Origin of the sequence: Flavobacterium notoginsengisoli (genome assembly GCF_042686225.1) — a bacterium.
Taxonomy (GTDB): domain Bacteria; phylum Bacteroidota; class Bacteroidia; order Flavobacteriales; family Flavobacteriaceae; genus Flavobacterium; species Flavobacterium notoginsengisoli.
This window is the reverse complement of the sequence record NZ_JBHUOT010000005.1, coordinates 201,693-219,719: the sequence shown is the minus strand read 5'-3', so window position 1 is coordinate 219,719 and position 18,027 is coordinate 201,693. Positions and strand designations below refer to the sequence as shown.

Annotated in this window: 15 protein-coding genes; 11 read left to right on the top strand and 4 right to left on the bottom strand. The window is 33.8% G+C overall.

Annotated elements, in window-relative coordinates; genetic code table 11:
• Window positions 1-35 precede the first annotated feature (35 nt).
• The 4 genes from kbl to ACFS3A_RS13395 all read left to right on the top strand — a co-directional run bounded on the left by kbl (window position 36) and on the right by ACFS3A_RS13395 (window position 6,605).
• On the top strand, window positions 36-1,229 hold the full coding sequence (kbl, locus tag ACFS3A_RS13410) for a glycine C-acetyltransferase (protein WP_379826075.1): 1,194 nt from the start codon (window positions 36-38) through the stop codon (window positions 1,227-1,229).
• Between the two features lie 113 nt (window positions 1,230-1,342).
• Window positions 1,343-2,806 (top strand): OmpA family protein, encoded by a 1,464-nt coding sequence (locus ACFS3A_RS13405; protein WP_379826073.1) that lies wholly within the window; start codon window positions 1,343-1,345, stop codon window positions 2,804-2,806.
• Between the two features lie 63 nt (window positions 2,807-2,869).
• Entirely contained in the window at window positions 2,870-5,632 is a 2,763-nt protein-coding gene (locus ACFS3A_RS13400; RefSeq protein WP_379826072.1) for a PD-(D/E)XK nuclease family protein, read from the top strand.
• 298 nt (window positions 5,633-5,930) lie between these two features.
• Window positions 5,931-6,605, top strand: a complete 675-nt coding sequence (locus tag ACFS3A_RS13395; RefSeq protein ID WP_379826070.1) for an ATP-binding cassette domain-containing protein — start codon at window positions 5,931-5,933, stop codon at window positions 6,603-6,605.
• 5 nt (window positions 6,606-6,610) lie between these two features.
• Here ACFS3A_RS13395 and ACFS3A_RS13390 read toward each other — a convergent pair whose 3' ends face one another.
• A complete protein-coding gene (locus tag ACFS3A_RS13390) occupies window positions 6,611-6,754 on the bottom strand; it encodes a hypothetical protein (RefSeq protein ID WP_379826068.1) in 144 nt (47 codons plus the stop codon).
• Window positions 6,755-7,041: 287 nt separating this feature from the next.
• Here ACFS3A_RS13390 and ACFS3A_RS13385 point away from each other — a divergent pair, with 287 nt between their 5' ends.
• Window positions 7,042-7,362 (top strand): hypothetical protein, encoded by a 321-nt coding sequence (locus ACFS3A_RS13385; protein ID WP_379826066.1) that lies wholly within the window; start codon window positions 7,042-7,044, stop codon window positions 7,360-7,362.
• A 23-nt stretch (window positions 7,363-7,385) separates the two neighbouring features.
• A complete protein-coding gene (locus tag ACFS3A_RS13380; RefSeq protein WP_144217032.1) occupies window positions 7,386-7,760 on the top strand; it encodes a hypothetical protein in 375 nt (124 codons plus the stop codon).
• A gap of 85 nt (window positions 7,761-7,845) precedes the next feature.
• Here ACFS3A_RS13380 and ACFS3A_RS13375 read toward each other — a convergent pair whose 3' ends face one another.
• Both ACFS3A_RS13375 and ACFS3A_RS13370 read right to left on the bottom strand, forming a co-directional pair.
• A complete protein-coding gene (locus ACFS3A_RS13375; RefSeq protein ID WP_379826065.1) occupies window positions 7,846-8,622 on the bottom strand; it encodes an alpha/beta fold hydrolase in 777 nt (258 codons plus the stop codon).
• A 26-nt stretch (window positions 8,623-8,648) separates the two neighbouring features.
• Window positions 8,649-9,191, bottom strand: coding sequence for a sigma-70 family RNA polymerase sigma factor (locus ACFS3A_RS13370; protein WP_379826064.1), 543 nt, complete (start codon window positions 9,189-9,191; stop codon window positions 8,649-8,651).
• A gap of 164 nt (window positions 9,192-9,355) precedes the next feature.
• On the opposite strand from ACFS3A_RS13370, the gene ACFS3A_RS13365 reads away from it, so the two are divergent.
• From ACFS3A_RS13365 to ACFS3A_RS13355, 3 genes are all read left to right on the top strand, one after another.
• A complete protein-coding gene (locus tag ACFS3A_RS13365) occupies window positions 9,356-10,492 on the top strand; it encodes a FecR family protein (RefSeq protein ID WP_379826063.1) in 1,137 nt (378 codons plus the stop codon).
• 211 nt (window positions 10,493-10,703) lie between these two features.
• Window positions 10,704-14,030 (top strand): TonB-dependent receptor, encoded by a 3,327-nt coding sequence (locus ACFS3A_RS13360; RefSeq protein ID WP_379826062.1) that lies wholly within the window; start codon window positions 10,704-10,706, stop codon window positions 14,028-14,030.
• Between the two features lie 4 nt (window positions 14,031-14,034).
• Complete coding sequence (locus ACFS3A_RS13355; RefSeq protein WP_379826061.1) at window positions 14,035-15,891, top strand: RagB/SusD family nutrient uptake outer membrane protein; 1,857 nt, start codon at window positions 14,035-14,037, stop codon at window positions 15,889-15,891.
• A 57-nt stretch (window positions 15,892-15,948) separates the two neighbouring features.
• On the opposite strand, the gene ACFS3A_RS13350 is transcribed toward ACFS3A_RS13355, so the two are convergent.
• Complete coding sequence (locus ACFS3A_RS13350; RefSeq protein WP_379826060.1) at window positions 15,949-16,752, bottom strand: TIGR00266 family protein; 804 nt, start codon at window positions 16,750-16,752, stop codon at window positions 15,949-15,951.
• Between the two features lie 178 nt (window positions 16,753-16,930).
• Between ACFS3A_RS13350 and ACFS3A_RS13345 the strand changes: the two genes are divergently transcribed.
• Together ACFS3A_RS13345 and ACFS3A_RS13340 are read left to right on the top strand one after the other, a co-directional pair.
• Window positions 16,931-17,287, top strand: a complete 357-nt coding sequence (locus ACFS3A_RS13345) for a hypothetical protein (RefSeq protein ID WP_379826059.1) — start codon at window positions 16,931-16,933, stop codon at window positions 17,285-17,287.
• Between the two features lie 89 nt (window positions 17,288-17,376).
• Window positions 17,377-17,895 carry a ferritin gene (locus tag ACFS3A_RS13340; protein WP_179004260.1) on the top strand — a complete coding sequence of 173 codons (519 nt, stop codon included), beginning with the start codon at window positions 17,377-17,379 and terminating at the stop codon, window positions 17,893-17,895.
• Window positions 17,896-18,027 lie beyond the last annotated feature (132 nt).

The following is an 18,027-nucleotide window of genomic DNA, read 5'->3' as shown; positions in this document are numbered from 1 at the left end:
TTGTTAATTTTTAACGTTTTAAATAAGTTAAAAAAATGTACGGTAAAATCAAAGAACATCTGCAAAGTGAGCTGCAGACCATTGAAGAAAATGGAATTTTTAAAAAGGAGAGAATAATAACATCTCCTCAAGGTGCTGAAATTAAAATTTCGACCGGAGAAACGGTTCTAAACTTTTGTGCCAACAATTATTTAGGGCTTTCGTCGCATCCGGAAGTGGTACAGGCTGCTAAAGACGCATTGGATACACATGGTTTTGGAATGTCATCTGTTCGTTTTATCTGCGGAACTCAGGATATTCATAAAACATTAGAAAAAAAGATTGCTGATTTTTATGGTACTGAAGATACGATTTTATACGCTGCGGCATTTGATGCAAATGGTGGTGTGTTTGAACCTTTGTTGGGAGAAAATGATGCAATTATTTCAGATAGTTTAAATCATGCTTCTATTATTGATGGAGTTCGTTTGTGTAAAGCGGCTCGCTATCGTTATGAAAATAACAATATGGAAGATTTGGAACAGCAACTAATTAAGGCAAATGAAGCAGGAGCGCGTTTTAAATTAATTGTAACTGATGGCGTATTCTCTATGGATGGCCTTGTTGCACCTCTTGATGAAATTTGCGATCTGGCTGATAAATATGATGCTATGGTTATGGTAGACGAGTGTCATGCGGCTGGTTTTATTGGGGCTACAGGAAAAGGAACTCTAGAGGCAAAAGGTGTTATGGGACGTGTTGATATTATTACCGGAACTCTGGGTAAAGCACTTGGAGGAGCAATGGGAGGATATACAACTGCTAAAAAGGAAATAATAGAAATTCTTCGTCAGCGTTCAAGACCTTATTTGTTTTCAAATTCTTTGGCTCCTTCTATTGTTGGTGCTTCGATAAAAGTTTTTGAGCTGTTGGAAAGAGATACAACATTGCGTGATAAATTAGAATGGAATACCAATTATTTTAAAGATGGCATGAAAAAAGCCGGTTTTGATATTATAGATGGTGATTCTGCTATTGTACCGGTAATGTTGTATGATGCAAAATTGTCTCAGGAGATGGCAAATGAACTTTTAAAGGAGGGAATTTATGTTATTGGATTCTTTTTTCCTGTTGTTCCAAAAGATAAAGCCAGAATACGCGTCCAGCTGTCTGCAGCGCATGAAAAAGAACACTTGGATAAGGCGATAAATGCCTTTACGGTTGTCGGTAAAATGTTAAAAGTTATATAATTACCACTTTGGTCAAATTTTTGTAGGTTTTTTTTAACATTTCATTTTGTATTTAAAAAATTTGGTGTTACTTTTGCTTGTAATTAACTAAATTGTAATTAAAAAAATTAAGTATGAAACATCTTAACAAACTTTTAGTTGCTGTATTGATGGCGATGGGTTTAAATGCTCACGCGCAAGACAGTAACAATCCATGGGCGATCTCTTTTGGGGTTAATGCTGTGGATACAAGGACTAGTTCTGGAGCAGGTAGTGGATTTTTTGATCAGCACTTCTCTCAGCCATTCGCTGTAAAAGACAACTGGAATATCCTTCCTTCTCTATCTTACATTGGTGTAAATAGATATGTTGGTAGCGGTTTCTCTGTTGGTTTGCAGGGGTCTGTAAATAAAATTGATAAATTCGTTACTTTTGATCCAAGTGCTGCAGGGCATGATGGTAGAGGTAATGTAGTAACTAATCCTGGAGATTTGATGTACTACGGAATTGATGCTACTATCAAATACAGCTTCCAGGAATTAATCAAATCTAAAGTGATTGATCCTTCGTTATCTGTTGGTGGTGGTTATACTTTCTTCGGAGATAGCAGTTACGGAACTGTTAACCCAGGTGCTGGTGTTACTTTCTGGTTTACAGATGCTATTGGTCTTGAGTTGGCTACAAGATACAAATGGGCTGTAAGTGGAGATAGAGTTGATGCTTCTGGAACTCCAGATGCTCCATCTCACTTCCAACACACTGCTGGTTTAGTTTTCAAATTCGGAGGTAAAGATACTGACGGAGACGGAATCTATGACAAAGATGATGCTTGTCCGGATGTTGCTGGTTTAAAACAATTCAACGGATGTCCTGATACTGACGGTGACGGAATCGTTGATGCTTCTGACGCTTGTCCGGATGTATTTGGTTTAGCTGCATTAAACGGATGTCCTGATACAGACGGAGACGGAATTGCTGATAAAGATGATGCTTGTCCAGATGTTGCTGGTTTAGCTGCTTTAAAAGGTTGTCCTGATACTGACGGTGACGGAATCGCTGATAAAGATGATAAATGTCCTACAGTTGCTGGTCCTAAAGAAAATGGTGGTTGTCCATTCTTAGATGCTGATAAAGATGGTGTTGCTGATAAAGACGATGACTGTCCTACAGTTCCAGGTCCTGCAAGTAACAGAGGATGTCCAGAAGTTACTTCTGCTGCATTAGAAGATCTTAAAGTTCAGGCTAGAGCAATCTACTTCAACTCAGGAAAAGCTACTTTCAAAACTGGTGACAAAGAAACTCCAGCAAGATTAGATGCTATTAAAGAAATCCTTAAAAACTATCCAAACGCGAAATTCTCTATCGAAGGACACACAGATAGTACAGGTTCTGCTAAAATCAACGACAAACTTTCTCAAGATAGAGCTAACGCTGTATTAAACGCTTTAGTTGAAAGAGGAGTTAGCCCAGATAACTTAGAAGCTAAAGGATTTGGATCTTCTCAACCAGTTGCAAGTAACAAAACTGCTGCAGGTAAAGCTCAAAACAGAAGAACTGAAATTAGACACATTGGTTCTAAATACCAAGGAAAACTATAATTTAGTTTTTAAATAAATATGAAAAGCCATTCTTAATTGAATGGCTTTTTTTATTTTTATACTATGATAAATGATTCTTTTCTTCAAAAGTTAGCTGGTATTGTAATTCAGAATTATGCTGAAAAACTTTCTCAAATAACCATAATTCTTCCCAATAAAAGGGCAAAAGTTTTTTTGATTGAAGCTCTTAAAAAAGAGACAGATAAAACAATTATTGCTCCCGAAATTACCAGTATTGAAGATTTTGTACAAGACGTTGCCTCTATTCGTTCTGTAGATTCTATTGAGCTTTTATTTGAGTTTTATGAAGTGTATTTGTCTGTTACAGAAAAAAAGCATCAGCAGTCATTTGAATTGTTTGCAAACTGGGCCAAAACACTTTTGCAGGATTTTAATGAAATTGATCGATATCTTTTGGATCCCTCGCATGTTCTGTCTTATTTGAAAGATATTGAAGATATAAAAAGATGGGGTTTGGAGGTTGATCAAAAAACAAAGCTTCTGGAAAATTATATTGATTTTTGGAAATTACTTCCTTTGTACTACGAATCACTGTATAGTCATTTGTTGTTTAAATCGATTGGTTATCAGGGTTTGGTATATCGGGAAGCAGTGAATAATTTAAATCACTTTTCAAATACTATTGGTAATCGTATTTTTATTTTTGCCGGGTTCAATGCTTTAAATGCAGCCGAAGAAAAAATAGTACAGCACTTGTTGGCATTAGATCAAGCTAAAATTTACTGGGATGCAGATCAGGCTTTTTTAAATGATCCTTATCATGATGCGGGGCTTTTTCTAAGGCGTTTTAAAGAAAGCTGGAAACATTATAAAGCCAATGTTTTTGAATGGATTGCAGATGATTTTTCTCAGTCAAAAAATATTCAGGTTATTGGAACTCCCAAAACAATTGGGCAAGCAAAATTAACAGGAAGTATTATTGAGCATTTAATTGAACAAGATCCAGCTGCATCTTTAGATAAAGTTGCAGTTGTGTTAGGTGAAGAAAATTTGTTGGTTCCTGTTTTGTATTCGCTCCCTTCTTCTGTTGGGGCGTTGAATATAACAATGGGGTATTCAGGTAAAAATAATCCATCTCAGATTTTAGTTGCTAAATTGTTTAAAATGCATACCAATGCGCTTTCGCGAAAAGGAAGCAGTTATGTTTTCTATTATAAAGATGTTCTCGATGTGTTGACGCATCCATTGGTTGAGCCTTATGCTTATGCTCAGTCTTTGGTTAGAATAATCAAGGAAAATAATTATACGTTTATTACACATCAGAAAATTTTCGAACTTCACCCGGAACAATCCAGATTTTTTAATCTTTTATTTGAAAAATGGGAAAATGGATCTATTGCTGTTTTAAATAATATTTCAGCTTTGCTGATTCTTGTTAAAGAACATTTTAGTAATGATAATGAAGAAGAAAAAATAGCAAAAGCTTTTGTGTATGGAGTTTATAAAGTAATTAATAAGCTTATAAATTACTATTCTAAACACGATCATATTGATAATATCGATACGCTTCATGCTATTTATAAGCAAATTATAGATCTGGCAGAAGTGTCTTTTGAGGGAGAACCATTGCGAGGTTTGCAGATTATGGGGGTTTTGGAAAGCCGTGTTTTGGATTTTGAAACAGTTATTATTACTTCAATGAATGAGGGTAAATTTCCTGCCGGGAAATCCCAGAATTCATTTATTCCGTACGATGTAAAACGAGAACTGGGTCTTCCTACTTTTAAAGAAAAAGATGCCATTTATACTTATCATTTTTATCATTTATTACAGAGAGCAAAAAACATCTATCTGATTTATAATACAGAAAATGACGGTTTAGATGCTGGTGAAAGAAGCCGTTTTATTACGCAGCTTGAAGTAGAAAAAAAACGGAATCATAATATTACTTTTGATATTTATAATCCTGTTTTACCTAATACAGCTTACCAACCTATATCAGTTCCGAAGTCTAAATTGGTCATGGATCGCTTAAAGGAAATTGCGGTAAATGGTTTTTCGCCATCTGCATTGACAAGCTATATCCGGAATCCAATTGAATTTTATTTTCAAAAGATATTGCGAATTAGGGAAGTTGAAGAAGTAGAGGAGAACATTGCGTTAAATACTTTAGGAACAATTATTCATGAAACATTAAAAGCTTTGTACGAGCCATTTATTGGAAAGTTTATTTCTGAAAATGACCTGTTAAATTGCTTTAAACTTCTTGATGACGAAGTTTTGAAACAATTTAAATTGGTGTACAAAGAAGGTGAAATTAAAAAGGGAAGAAATCTTCTGGCTTTTGAGGTTGCAAAAAGAAATGTGGCTAATTTTTTGAGGATGGAACTGGATTCTGTGAAGAATAATGAAGCAATTCAGATTATTGCTCTGGAACAGACATTTGAGCGCGAATTTGTTCATCCAAAACTGCCTTTTCCTGTTTTGATTAAAGGAAATGTCGACAGAATTGAACGCCGTGACGGAAAAATCAGAATTATCGATTATAAGACCGGAAAAGTAGAGAAGTCGAATGTGGTATTGAAAACATGGGACGGATTGACACAGGAGCTTAAAAATGATAAAATAATTCAGGTTTTGGCATATGCCTTTATGTTTGAAAAAGAAGCAGGAAATCTTCCAATTGAAGTAGGGATTATTTCCTTTAAAAATTTAAAATCCGGGTTTTTGCCTTTTGTTTATAAAGAAGAAAAAGAACTTAATGCTTTGGTGACATCTGCAGTTTTAAGCTCTTATTTAGATGAAATTGCAAATTTACTGAGTGAAATCTTTGATGTTAATGTTCCTTTTGAGGAAAAAATCTAAATTGCTTGATTAGAAAATTCTGTAACATACTGGAGTTTTATAAAACGACATTAATTATAAACTTGTCTGTTTCTGTTCTGTCATTGTTTTTTGGGAGTTTAGGTTTCTTTTTATTTATGTTTGCGACAATTGGTTTTCTTTTTAGTTTAGGTTTTAAAGAAATGTATCGTAAAAACGAATATTTGTTTTATGCTAATAACGGAATATCAAAAAAGAGATTGCTGTTTTGTGTTTTTCTATTGAATTTTTTCGTGATTTTAGTTTTTGCATCGGGGTTAATTTTATTCCAAAAAATATTTTGAAGAAACATGTAATTGAAATTAGCGGGGTTCAAAAGAGATTTGGTCAAAAACGGATACTTTCTGATGTTTATCTGAAAATTCAAACCGGCGAAATAATTGGTATACTGGGAAGAAATGGTTCCGGGAAATCAACTTTATTAAAAATTATATGTGGCCTTTTATCATCTTCAGATAAAAGTGTTTTTGTAGATGGGGTTTCACTAAATAATTCTTCGAATTTATTTAGTGAAATTAGTTATCTGTGTCAGGATCAAATTATTCCAAATCATTTGTCCGTAGAAAGGACAGTTTTGTTAGCGGTCGATAAACAAAAAAGGTCTTTTTTTTGTGAAGACGTTTTTGTGAAATCTCTCTTAGGGAAAAAGGTAAAGAATCTCTCTGTGGGAGAATTAAGATATCTTCAGGTTAAAATAGTTCTTTTTGGTGCTTCAAAATTTGCATTGCTGGATGAGCCTTTTAGTGGATTGTCGCCTAAAATGATTGAAAAAATAATTGAGTTAATTCAAAAGAATTCAGAAGAAAAAGGAATTCTGCTTACAGATCATGACTACGAAAATGTTTTGAAAATTTCGACTGGTCTGCGATTATTAAAAGAAGGTAAGTTGCGGGTAATCAATAATAAAGCCGAACTTTTTCAGAATGGTTATCTGAATAGTCCGGCCGTTTCTTAGCGTTTTTAGCTGAATATTTTTTTGAAAAAACCTTTCTTAGTGGTTTCTCCGGCATTTGTAGTATTGATGTTTCCGTTTTCAATACGAAATCTTCTAAACTTCATCAATTTTACATTTAGGTCAAAGCGTAATTCGTCAACAGTTTTCATTTGGATAAATTTTTTGCAAATCTATATAAAAACTTTCTGTAAATGCAACAATCTGCAAATGATAATCTTAGAAATGAGTTTAATGAAACGAATTGTTGCGATTTTAATATAATATGTTTTTTATGTTAAATTTTGTTAAAGATTTTCTGCAAAAAAATAGGATTAATTATGTGATAAATAAAAGTGATTCAGGATGTTATATCGGTACTTTTTTTAACAAGTGTTTATCGAACAATTGCTATTATTGAAATATCTTTGACGCTTCCAAAACATGACAAATAAAGAATATGATTGATTTACAAACACTAGTACAAGAGACTGGAGCAGAGTCTGGGTTGAGTTTTAATATTGATGGAATCTTAAACGAGTCTGTTAATTTAGAATATGACGGAAATGTTGCAGCAATGATCGGAATGATCTTAAAGATGTGCCTGGAGATGTCTGAGGACGTTAACAATGGCGATCTTAAACAAGTTATGATTAAAAATAACGACGGAATTGTTGTAGCAAGCAAAAATCAGGATGATAACTGTATTGCGTTACTTTCTAAAGATTTAAGTAAAATGGGGCTGTTGCTTCGCAGAATGGACTCTATTTTTAACAATTAATTTTAAAACCAACATTAAATAACATGTCAGATTTTTTACAAAATTTCCAAAACGATTTAAAAGAGAATGTAAACGGATTTATCGCTGTTTCAGTTACAGAGGTTGAAACAGGAATGTCTTATTGTTCCTTAACAGTTAGACCTGATTTTGATCCGGAATTGGCTTCTGCTTACAATTTAGAAGTTGTAAAAGCAAAGTTGAATGCGCTTAGAGCTTTAGGTTTAAATCAGAAAATTAATGATATTTTAATTACATTAACAGATCAAATTCATATTATTGATGTTTCTGAAGATGGAAGATATTTTATCTATCTGGCTGTAGATTCTACAAAAGCAAATCTTGGATTAACAAGAGCGACTTTGTCTAAATACAAAAAAGATATTACGTCAAAGTTATAATGATATTTTGCCCCCAACAATGAGAAAAAGGCTATTTCAACTTCGGTTTGAAATGGCCTTTTTTGAGTTTTGATGTTTTTAGTTTTTATTCGAAGAAATCTAGCAGAATAGTTTTTAATGCTTCTTTGTTTTCGATGTGGCTCATGTGGCCATCTTCAAAAGAAACGAGTTCAGCTGTTGTGTCTTCAATTTGTGCGAGACTTTCTTCATAATTTAAAACCGGATCTTTTTTTCCTAAAATCAATAAAACCGGAAAACGGTTTTCTTGTAAAAGCCATTCACGATCCTTTCTGATTTTCATTCCTTCCAGAGAAGCAACTATTCCTTGCAAAGGTGTTTTTAAAGCCTCTTCTTTTACTTTTTCAATTTCGTTGGCTAAACGTGTTCGGTTGTTTTCGCTGAATAGATTGGCAATTGCTAAACTTACAAAGCTAACATAGTTCTGTTTTACTGCCTTTATAGCACGGGTTCTGTTTAGTTTTTTCTCTGCGCTGTCTTCTTTTGAGGTTGAATTTAATAAAACTAATTTTCGGATTTTCTGCGGATATAATTCGGCGAAAGCCAAACCAACGTAACCACCCATTGAATGGCCCAGAATTATAGCTTTTTCGATTTTTAGATATTCCAAAACCTTGTTTACTGCATTGGCGTTATCTTCCATTTCATGGACATAACCCAAAGAATCAGATTCTCCATGACCTAATAAATCGATCGTAACAACATGATGTTTTTCGGATAAAAGTTCAACGTATTCTTTCCACATCTTTTTGTTTTCGAGAAAACCGTGAAGTAAGACAATTGTAGTTCCTTTTCCGGTGTTGGAAAAAGATATTTTTGTGTTTTTGTATAAAGTGTGATTCAAAACGGAAATTTTACAGCAAAAATACGCTATTTTATTAGCCACATGAAATACAGGATGAATTTTAACGGAGAGATATTTTGTGATTCCCTTAAAGAGGCATAGGCTCTTTTCATCTGGGTTTTTACGGTATTTATGGAAATATTGTGGTCTTCTGCAATTTCTGCATAGCTTAATCCTTCGACGACGTGAGATATAAAAATTTCTCTTCTGGACTGAGGAATTTTTTCGACTAAGGTTTGAATTTTAGGTTTTTTATTTTCTTCTGTATTTTCAAACACGATTTGTTCTTCAGATTTTGGAAGCACTATTTTTTTGTTTTGTAAGCGAATTGTTTTATGTTTTTCTAAATATTGGAGGCTTAAGTTTTTTATTGCTTTTGTACCATAAGCTTTAAATGAAATAGTAAAATTTAGAGTTTCTTCTTTTTCCCACAGATAAGTAAAAAAATCCTGAACAATATCTTTTGCAACATCTTTATCCTTTACAATATTAAATGAAACCAATGAAAAAAAGACAAAATGTTCTTTGTATAAGGTTTCAAATACTTTAAAATCTTTATAATTCAGCATCTCCAAATGTCATTTATTTGTTTGTAATGGATTACATGGTGTCAAATGTAAAATAAAAAGTTAGTTTTTTTTTGTAATGTGTAAAAAAAATCAAAAAATATTGATTTGTTGTCACCCTTAAAATGTTTTTTCCTAACATGATAAAAACCACTATATAAAAAACAATGACTCTAAATTCAAAATTGATTAATATCCTGCGGAAAATAACATCTGAAGGGAACTTTGATGTCTCTAAAATAGCATCCTTGTCTCCTGAAGAACAAGAATTGATAGAAGACCTTCAAAGTAATGGTTTACTGGAAGAAGCATTGTCGTATGCGGAGTCAATAGATATTGATAAAAGCTGGGAAGAATTGGAAGAAAAATTAAATGTAGATAAAAAGACAATTGAAATTAATTGGAGAAAGATTTTTCAATATGCCGCAGTTTTCATTTGTCTGATTGGTATAGTTTATATTTTTCAATTCAAAAATGATAAACAGAATAAAATTGAAATTCCATCAGATGCCATTCAGTTGGTTTTAGAAAATGGTGATATTCAAGTTTTGAATCCAAATGGTAAAAAGCAGATTATTAAGAAGAATGGGGAAGTTATTGCTTCACAAAAAGAGAATGAAATTAATTATCAATCAGATAAAACAATAGGGAAATTGGTTTACAATGAAATTAAAATTCCTTATGGTAAAACTTTTAAAATAACATTATCAGACGGAACATCAGTAAATATGAATGCAGGTTCTTCTTTGAAATATCCGGTTCAGTTTATTAAAGGGCATAATAGGGAAGTTATTTTAGAAGGAGAGGCCTTTTTTGATGTGGAAAAAGATAAAGCGCATCCCTTTATTGTGAAAACAAGAGGGGTAAATGTAAAGGTTTTGGGAACAAAGTTTAATGTCAGCTCTTATAAAGAAGATAAAGATATCAATACCGTATTAATTGAAGGTTCTGTTAGTTTAGCTGATGCTCATAACACAAATAAAGCAATACTTGAACCGGGTGAAAAAGGATCCTGGAGTAGTGAAAAAGCTGAAATAGAGATAGATAAAGTAGATACTCGTTTTTATACGGAATGGATAAACGGAGAAATTGTTTTCAGAAAAACGGCTTTTAGAGATATCATAATAAAGTTAGAGCGCACTTACGATGTGACTATCGAAAATAACAGAACGGATATTTTAGATAAAAAATTTAATGCCAGTTTCAATAAGAATATTGAAAGTATAGAAAAGGTGTTAGAAACAATGAGTAAAATTCAGGGCTTCACTTATAAAAAAGAAGGAAAGCTTATAAAAATAAACTAACTATTTATTAACCAACCAAAAAAAAAATAATTTATGAAGAGGATGTAATTTTTAAGAAAGAAGCAAAATCGGAAAATAGTACCAGTATTTCCCGATTTAAGTGTTTCAAACGACGTATCGAAATTAAATCATTTAAAATCAATCCAAAATTATGAAAAAAATAATTAAGAGGAATTGGCTTAGTCCTTATTTGCCTAAAATTAGTCTAAGAATGAAACTAACCACATTATTACTGATGCTTTCTTTGATGAGAATTCAAGCAAGTGTCTATTCGCAAAATACTAAGTTGACATTAAATATAAAGAATGCACCGGTAGAGAAACTATTTAACAAAGTGGAGTCCGTTTCAGAATACAGGTTTCTTTTTGAAAGTAGTGTAATTGACTTAGACAGAAAGGTGACGATCAATGTAAAGAAAAAAGGAATAGTTGAAATACTGGAAGAGGTATTCAAAGGAACCGATATTTCTTATACCGTAAATGATCGTCAGATTTTGTTAGTAAAGAAAAAACAAAAGAGTAATCTTCCGGAAAAAAATACTGTTCCAAAAGAGGTAGTTGAACAAGGTATTGAAATTACAGGAGTAGTAACCGACTCGAAAAATATGCCTGTTCCAGGGGCGAATGTTAATGAAAAAGGGACTAAAAATGGAGTGTCAACTGATTTAGACGGAAAGTTTAGCATTCGCGTAAGCGGCCCAAACAGTGTCTTAGTTTTTTCTTTTATAGGCTTTGAGAATAAAGAGGTAATTGTTGGTCAAAGTAAATCTTTGAGTGTGATTCTGAATGAGCAAAATTCGGCACTAAATGAAGTTGTAATCGTAGGTTATGGCGCGGTAAAGAAAAAAGATTTGACAGGAGCTGTAGCAACAGTGAAATCATCTGATATTGTTTTGAGTCCGGTTTTGAGTCCAATGGAAGCACTTCAAGGGAGAGTTTCTGGTTTGGATATTCAGCGTGGATCCGGAAAAGCGGGATCTTCTCCAAAAGTTTTATTGAGAGGAAACAGATCTTTAACAGCAAGTCAGGATCCATTGTATATTGTTGACGGAATTCCTTCGAGTATCAACAATTTAAATCCTAATGATATTGAATCTATTGATGTTTTAAAAGATGCTTCCTCTACTGCAATATATGGCTCTTCGGGAGCTAATGGAGTTATTATTGTGACTACTAAAAAAGCAAAAGCAGGAAAAACACAAATTGACTTTAACAGCTATTTCGGATTAAATGGTTTCTCTTCTTTTCCTGCGCCACTTACAGGAGACAAATGGTTAAGTTACAAACGCGACCGATTTTATTTAGACAATGGATACGAGGCTACAAGTTTAACAGATTTAGGGCTGAATGCATCTGCTGTTGCTGCTATCGAAAAAGGACAGTATGTAAATTGGATAGATGAAACTTTACAAGTAGGAACGCAGCAAAACCACAATCTTTTTATGAGAGGAGGTTCTGAAAAAGTGCAGGGGTATTTCTCTTTAGGATATGTTGGTGAGGAAGGAATATATAAAAATGACAAGGTAAACAGTTTCAATTCAAGTGGAGGAGTAGATCTTAAATTTAGCGATAAATTTAAAACCGGTTTTCAGTTAATTTTAAACTATCGTAAAAACAGTAGTACAAACAGTAGAATTAATAAGGCTTACAGTGTTTACCCTTTAGGGGTTCCATTTGATGAGAATGGTGTTGTGAATCTTTATCCAATAGAAGGAGATCCTAACAATATTAGCATTTTGGCAAATAATTATCCTGGGGCTTTCGCTAATGAATCGCTAAGTTATAATGTACAGTTCAATCCTTACATGGAGTTTGAATTTGCTAAAAATTTGAAGTTAAGATCTAATTTAGGTACTCGATTTTCAGGAAGCAGAGCGGGTACTTTTCAAAATAAAAACTCATACAATCTGCTGACGGAAGGTAGAACTGCAAGTGAAGCTACTTATAATAATGAGTTGGCTTATAGTTACATCTGGGAAAATATTTTGAACTATAATTTTAAGTTGGGTAAAGATCATGATTTTGGTTTGACAGGAATTACTTCTTGGGCTGACAGCAGATCGGAAGGAGCTTATTTAGGAGGTAATGGTATAGATTATGATGACTTCACGTTTTATAATATGGGGGCAGTAAAAAATCTAACTACAAGAATGAATGCTTACAGCCAGTTTAACAGAATGTCTTTTGCCGGACGTTTCAATTATAGTTTTAAAGGAAGATATTTATTTCAGTTAACCAATCGTTGGGATGGAGTTTCTCCGTTGGCAGAGGGGAACAAATGGTCGTCTTTCCCATCTGCATCTGTCGCTTGGCGTATCAGCGATGAAGGTTTTATGCAAGGAACAAGTTCTTGGTTGAATAATTTGAAATTAAGATTAGGTTATGGTGTTTCAGGATCGGCAAATATTGATCCGTATTCTAGTTTGACACGTACTTCAACTAAAACGAGTAGTCTTTCTCTTGGCGGTGGTACAGCTTTACCAATGTATGTCCCGACAGAACATATTTCAAATCCGGATTTAACCTGGGAACGTTCAACAAATACGAACTTAGGTTTGGATGTATCTGTTTTGAAAAACAGAATAGACCTTGTAGCCGAATATTATTGGACAAATACCGATGGTATTTTATGGGATCGTCGTCTGCCAACCAGTTCAGGAGGTTACGATGCAAAAACGCCTTATAAAAAGACTTCTAATATTGCTAGTTCTGAAAACAGAGGTTTTGAGCTTTCTGTAAATACCAGAAATATTGAAACAGAAAATTTTAAATGGAATACTTCATTCACTTTTACACATGCAACAGAAAAGCTGACCAATATTGATTTAGGGAATCTAACAGTAAATGAATTAATTTCTGAAGGGCTTTTCATAGGACAGACTCCTGCTTCCGGAGGTGTATTTTACGATTATAAAAAAATTGGAATCTGGCAGTTGGGACAAGAAACTGAAGCTGCTTTGTACGGTGCCAAACCTGGAGACATTAAACTGCAGACAGTGCCACAATTTGATGCCAACGGAGTATCAGATAATGGAGTGCACGTTTATTCTACAAAAGACAGAATGATTGTAGGGAACAATGTTCCGGATTATTTCTTTGGTTTCCAAAATACATTCAAGTATAAGAATTTTGATTGTACTGTATTTGTAAACGGAAGATACGGCGGTATGATGCGTGCTCAGGTTCTGGGTTATTGGAACAAAGAAGCCCAGCCAGAGACCTATAGCTACTGGACACAAGATAATCCAACAAACGATTTTCCAAGACCAGGAGGTAGTTTTAATACGCAGTTTCAATCTTCATTAGAGTTGGTGGATGCGTCTTACATCAAAATCAAAAATATTACTTTGGGGTATTCGATGCCGGAAGATTTTCTTAAAAGAACAGGAATAAGCTCGCTGAGACTTTATGCAACGTCTTACAATCCTTTTGTTTTTAGTCGCAGTCATTTGTTAAAAGATGTAGATCCGGAAAGTGGAGGATCAGATTCATTCCCATTATTTAAACAAGTTGTTTTTGGTCTTAATTTATCATTATAGTATCATGAAAAAATATATAAACTTAAAATCAGTAATTGTCTTAATGTCTTTAATGGTTGGTTTGCAATCATGTAGTTTAGACGAAAAAAATCTTACTACTGTTTCTTTGGATAAATCCTATAGTGAAAGACCAGGATTTGAAGGATTAATTAATAGTTGTTACGAGAATTTATATTTCCTGCACGGGAAAGTAGATTATATAGCGCCTACAGAAGCCGGAACTGATTCCTGGGAAAACGTAGGGACCAGCGGAATTGGTTATGCACAATATGCCAGTCAGTTAAACCCAGACGATGGAAACATTAAAGTAATTTGGGGAACAGCTTACACGACTATAAATCTTTGCAACACGGCTATTTATTATTCAAAAGATGTTAATGGTTATTCTTCGACAGAGGAATTAAATGCAAAATTAGCCGAAGCTTATTTTTTAAGAGCTTTTAGTAATTTCATATTAGTAGAGCAATTTGGAGGTGTAGTTTTAAGAACAAAATCCTCTATTATTGAAGGTGCTGATAATTCGCCTGTAAGAAGTTCCGAAAAAGAGTTTTACGATTTAATTATCGAAGATTTAAAATTTGCCTGTACTCATCTTCCAGTACAGCAAACTTTGCAGGGAAGAGTGGCTAAGAAAGCAGCTTATGGCTTGCTGGCGAAAGTTTATCTCCAGCGAACAAGATTAGGAGAAGTTTCGGACTATGCTAAATTGGCTTTAGAGACTGCTGAAGAATTAATCAATAACGCTGCAAAATACAATACCGCTTTGTATTTAAGTGATAATACGAAATCAGGATTTAGCAAATTGTGGGATGGAAACAACAATAAGAAAAATACAGAATTTTTGTTTACCCAAGGAATTGATCCGGGAGGTTTAAATCCGGAAGGTTTCAACAGAGGAAGAACAAGACAATATTATTTGCCTGATCTGGCAACAAGAGGTGCTGAGTGGGGGGCTGGAGCAACCAGTATTCTCTACGGAAGAGCCAACAGCAGAATGCTAAGGCCAAGTAAATATTTATTGACAGAGGTTTTTTCGCCGGTACCATCGCCGGCAGATACCCGTTTTGCAGAAACATTTACTTTTAAATTTTATGCTGCAGCCAATAAAACGATTACGCAAACAATGGCTACTGCTTACAAAAAAGACCCTTCGGTAGTAGGTTATACGATCAAAAATACTTTAGCACAAGCGCTTCCATCGGTTAATTTTTATTCTCAAAGAATAGAGGAACAAATTAATATGAATAATGATGAAGGGTTGGCTGTTTTTACTCCAAACTGGAATATCGATCCTGTTGTTAAAAGCAAAATGCCTGTTTTAGTTGCTGATCCCAGTGATATCTTCGAGCCTGGAACTAATAAATATAAGGATCCGGCAATGTATCCAAATGACCCGAACCTTATTAATATGTTTCCGGCTATGCGAAAATTCTCTGCCACATTATATTGTCAAAGTAATCAATATTGGTTGGGAGATATTCCGATAATTCGTTTGGGCGAAGTATATTTGATTGCGGCGGAAGCAGCTATTTTAAATAGTGATCAGGCAAAAGCGTTGACTTATGTAAATACCTTAAGAAAAAGAGCAGCCTTGACTTCCAGAGAGAGTGAAATGTTAGTGTCAAGCGGGCAGATGAATATTGATTTTATTCTAAAAGAAAGAGCAAGAGAATTATCTGGCGAACATACAAGATGGATCGATTTGAAACGTACAGGAAAGTTAACTAAAACCTATTTAGATCAAACGAATCCAATTGCTGGGACAAATTTTGTTGATGGTAAACATATCGTTAGACCAATTCCGAGATCGTTTTTGGATGCAATTTCAAATTCCAAAGAATTTGGTAATAATGGATATTAAGTGCACTTTTGGTTAGGTGTTAGTGGGCAGTTCTTTTGAACTGCCCTTTTTTATGAATTAAAATCGGTTATCACCATCCAAAAGATTTCCTAATCCGCCAAGAAGACTTCCTTCGTCACGGCTGTTTCCACCAGATCTTGGTGCCGAGGCGATAATTCTGTCAGCCAATCTGGAGAAAGGTAACGACTGTATGTAAACCGTTCCCGGGCCTTTTAAAGTCGCATAAAACAATCCTTCGCCACCAAAAATGGAATTTTTAATCCCGCCAATAAACTCAATATCATAATCTACATCTTTGGTAAAACCAATAATACATCCTGTATCTACTTTTAGGACTTCACCATGACCTAATACTTTTTTTGCCATTGTTCCTCCTGAATGTACAAATGCCATTCCGTCTCCTTCAATTTTCTGCATGATGAAACCTTCTCCGCCAAATAAACCTCGTCCTAGTTTCTGAGAAAATTCTATTCCAACAGAAACGCCTTTGGCAGCACATAAAAAAGAACTTTTCTGACAGATAAATTTGCCCTGAAATTCTGTTAAGTCAATTGGAAGGATTTTTCCAGGATAGGGAGATGCAAATGAAACTTTGCTTTTAGTATTGCCTTGGTTTAAAAATGCCGTCATAAACAAGCTTTCGCCTGTAAGCACTCTTTTACCAGCGCTTAAAAGTTTGCCAAACAAACCGGAAACCTGTTGTTGAGAGCCGTCTCCAAATATGGTTTCCATCTGAATGTTGTTTTCCATCATCATGAAACTGCCAGCCTCGGCAATTACAATTTCCTGCGGATCTAATTCTATCTCCACATACTGCATTTCTTCTCCAAAAATCTGATAATCTATTTCGTGTGCCTGCATAATTTCTTAGTTATTTATTTTCAAAATTAGACTCATGATGCTTTAGAATGTTACAGATTTTAATGTACTTCAGTGATTTTTAAAAATATAAAACCAATTTGTTATTTTAAATTAGTCTTAATTATGTGTTTAATTGTTTTAAATTCTATATTTTTGCACCGTTATATATTTTATCAGAATGGCATTAGTTAGTGATTTGACCACCAAAGTATTATTTGAGACCGAAAAAGGATACAGTTATCAATGTGATTTGACCAATAGTATAATTATCAATTTTGTTGATACAATGTCAAGTTACAAGATTCATGATTTTTTGATTTTTCAAAGAAAGGTTAATAGCGTTGACATTTTGAATATGCTTTATGACTTATCGGATCAGTCAGATGCACAGCTGATCGAAACTACCAAAAGAAATTTTTCCAGAAATCTTACCATCTGCGAAATAGTGCAACTTAGAGATTTATTAAACGGAACTAAGTTTACCCTAAATTTGCATTCTATGCTTTGTAATATGGTAAACGTCGAGCTTATTTAGATTCTTACTTAGATTAAATCCAAATTTTCAGGGGGTTAGCGCTTCCTTCTTTAATTTTCGTAATTTTACACCTATAAAAATTAAAGGTTATGAAAGATTTACTAAGAACACGTACTTCATTAGTTGAAGGTGTAGAAAATATATTGAACTTACAGGCAAAATTAGAAAGCGATGCTTCTAACAAATATTTAGCTATGGCTGCATGGTTGGATAGAAATGGTTATGCAAATACAGCATCTTATTTGTACAAACAAGCCGAAGAAGAAAGAGAGCACTTTCTAAAAGTTTTCAAATATATTACAGATATGGGAGGGATTGCAGTTACGCCATCTATTCCGGAAGTGCAGCAAGAATTTGCTTCTTTGAGAGAAGTATTTGAAATTGCTTTACAAAATGAAATTGCAGTTACTCAGGCAATCAATAAGGTAATCGCAAAATGTAGAGCTGAAAATGACTATGCTACAGAAGATTTTATGATGTGGTATGTAGCTGAGCAAAGAGAAGAAGAGAAAAACGCAAGAAGAGCTTTAGAGCTTTTTGATTTAATCGACGAAAACGAAGCTGCAGGAAAATTCCAATTGGATGTGCAGATTTCAAAAATCGGATAATAACGATTTATAAAATAAAAAAAGCCCTTAATATTTTTATTAAGGGCTTTTTTTATGTCTATTCATTCATCAGTTTTTAATCAGGTTAAGCTTCGGAGAAGCCAGATATTTATAGAAAATTTATTTATTAGA